Source organism: Aeromonas salmonicida subsp. salmonicida (assembly GCF_001643305.1).
Lineage (GTDB): Bacteria > Pseudomonadota > Gammaproteobacteria > Enterobacterales > Aeromonadaceae > Aeromonas > Aeromonas salmonicida.
Genome location: NZ_LSGW01000105.1, coordinates 1 through 1,232, shown reverse-complemented (window position 1 = coordinate 1,232; position 1,232 = coordinate 1). Strand labels below are relative to the sequence as shown.

At 55.0% G+C, this 1,232-nt stretch carries 1 protein-coding gene; it reads left to right on the top strand.

Annotated elements, in window-relative coordinates:
* Positions 1-63: 63 nt before the first annotated feature.
* Positions 64-1,214 (top strand): IS3-like element ISAs5 family transposase gene (locus tag AXW79_RS20005; RefSeq protein ID WP_085941388.1). Its coding sequence is split into 2 segments (ribosomal slippage): positions 64-292 and positions 292-1,214, totalling 1,152 coding nucleotides; the frame shifts between segments, so codons are not numbered across the junction.
* Positions 1,215-1,232: the final 18 nt, after the last annotated feature.

The following is a 1,232-nucleotide window of genomic DNA, read 5'->3' as shown; positions in this document are numbered from 1 at the left end:
TGAATCGCCCCCAGTTCCCTAGACACCTCACAGCCTTAAAATGAGGCAACTATTGGAGGTGTTATGACCCGTCAGCGTTATCCAGAAACATTCAAAATCGAAGCGGTTAAACAAATTACCGAGCGTGGCCGGCCGGTGGCTGACGTAGCACGAGCCCTCGGGGTATCCAGCCACAGCCTGTATGCATGGCTCAAGCAGTACGGTAAGCCCGCTGATCAGCAGCACGAAGAGTCAGCCTTACAAGCCGAGATCCGCCGTCTGAAAGCCGAACTGCGCCAAGTCACTGAGGAGCGCAACATTTTAAAGGAGGCCGCCGCGTACTTTGCCAGCGAGTCAAGGAAAGGTACGCGTTCATAACCTCCCGACTCGACCGGTACAGTGTCGTTACCCTGTGCCAGACCCTGGGGGTTCACCGAAGTGGCTTCTACGCGTGGCTGAAACAGCCCGCATCGTTACGCCAGCAAGCGGATGAACGGCTGACCGGATTGGTCAAGCAATCCTGGCTGGAAAGTGGTGCTGTCTACGGTTATCGCAAGATCCATCGCGATCTATGTGACTTGGGGGAAGCCTGCGGCAAGCACCGTGTGGCCAAATTAATGAGGCGGGAGGGGCTGCGTTCGCAAACTGGCTATCAACGCCGTAAGGGGCATTATGGAGGCAAGAGCCCACAGGCTGCCCCAAACACGCTGGCACGTCAATTTAAGGTGCCAGCCCCCAACATCTCCTGGGTGACTGACATTACCTACATCCGAACTCAAGAAGGGTGGTTGTACCTGGCGGTGGTGCTCGATCTGTTTTCTCGCCAGATCATCGGCTGGGCGATGAAGCCACGCATGACGGCAGGCTTGGCGGTTGATGCGTTATTGATGGCGGTTTGGCGACGTAAGCCAACGCAGCCGGTACTGGTGCATTCGGATCAGGGCAGCCAGTTTACCGGTGGTGAATGGCAGGACTTTCTGAAGGCCCACAACCTGAGTTGCAGTATGAGCCGACGTGGTAACTGCCACGACAATGCTGTCGCCGAGAGCTTCTTTCAATTGCTCAAACGGGAGCGGATCAAGCGCAGGATTTACTCGACAAGAGACGAAGCCCGCAGCGACGTATTTGATTATATCGAAATGTTTTACAACCCAATCAGGCGCCATGGTTCCAATGATGGGCTGTCGCCGGTAGAGTTTGAAAGGCAGTTTATTTGTCAGCAACAGAGTGTCTAGAAAACCAGGGGCGATTCA